Annotated in this window: 1 protein-coding gene; it reads left to right on the top strand. The window is 72.2% G+C overall.

The genetic code is table 11. The features are described from left to right. Positions 1–104 precede the first annotated feature (104 nt). Entirely contained in the window at positions 105–1121 is a 1017-nt protein-coding gene (locus tag ABZ570_RS17880; RefSeq protein WP_358064203.1) for a branched-chain amino acid ABC transporter permease, read from the top strand. Positions 1122–1227: the final 106 nt, after the last annotated feature.

Here is a 1227-nt window from a genome sequence, read left to right as displayed (position 1 = left end):
CGGCACGAAGCGAAGCGGAGTGCCGGCATGAGCGAGCGCAGCGAGCGAATCAGCCAGCCCCGTGCCACAGGTCATGACGGCGCCGAGCGGAGCGAGGTGACGGCATGAGCAGCGCCGTCGACACGCCGCCCGAGGCAGCCCGCCCGGCGCCCCCGTCCGGGCTGGTCGCCGTCGCCCGGGCGCCCGGCTGGGTCCGGTACGCGCTGCTCGCCGTCGGCCTGGTCGTGGCGCTCTGGCTGCCCAACGGGCTCTACCCGGCGGTCGCCGTGGACATCCTCTGCTGGGCGCTCCTCGCCGTCTCGGTGGACCTGCTGCTCGGCTTCACCGGGCTGATGTCCTTCGGGCACGCCGCCTTCTGGGGCACCTCGGCGTACGTCACCGGCCTGGTGGCGGTCCACGCCGGCCTGCCGTTCCCGGCCGCCGTGCTGGCCGGGGCCCTGGCCGCGGCGCTGCTCGCGCTACCGATCGGCTACCTCGCGGTCAAGCGCACCGGGATCTACTTCGCGATGGTCACCCTGGCCTTCGCGCAGATGGTCTACTACGTGGCCAACGAGTGGCGCTCGGTCACCGGAGGCGAGAACGGCCTCCAGGGCGTGCCCCGCTCGTTCTTCGGAGTCGATCTCGCGGACGACTACTATTTCTACTACGCGATCCTGCCGATCGTGCTGCTCGGCCTGCTCGCCGTCTGGCGGATCGTGCACTCGCCGTTCGGCCGCGTGCTGGTCGGCATCCGCGACAACCCGGCCCGGGCTCGTGCGCTCGGCTACCCGGTGCACCGGTACAAGCTGACCGCGTTCGTCCTCTCCGGCTTCCTCGCCGGGCTGGGTGGCGGCCTCTTCGCCGTCAGCCACCGGTTCGTCTCCCTCGACGTGCTGCACTGGACCACCTCCGGCAAGGCCGTCATCGTGGTGGTGCTCGGCGGCATCGGCACCCTCTGGGGCGGCGTGCTCGGGGCGGCGCTGGTGGTCCGCCTGGAGGACTGGCTGTCGTTCTCCGGGTTCGAGGCGATCGGCCTGGTCACCGGGGGGATCTTCGTCCTGGTCGTGCTGTTGTTCCGGCGGGGGATCTGGGGGAGCGTCGCTGCGCTGGCCCTGCGGTGGGGGCGTCGCCCTTCGCGTTGAGGGCTGGGGCGAGCGTGCTCTTCGCGTTGAGGAGCGTGCCCTTCGTGTTGTGGGCTGGGGGCGAGGGTGACCGGCTCCGGGCGGTCAGGCTTGATCCCTGCGCCGG

This window comes from Micromonospora sp. NPDC007271 (genome assembly GCF_040634005.1).
GTDB lineage: Bacteria > Actinomycetota > Actinomycetes > Mycobacteriales > Micromonosporaceae > Micromonospora.
The sequence above is the reverse complement of the archived record's forward strand: the minus strand, read 5'-3'. Positions and strand labels throughout refer to the sequence as shown.

Bases quoted from the DNA above. Each gene is read 5' to 3' on its own strand.
- ABZ570_RS17880 (WP_358064203.1), top strand. From the start codon at position 105: ATGAGCAGCGCCGTCGACACGCCGCCCGAGGCAGCCCGCCCGGCGCCC.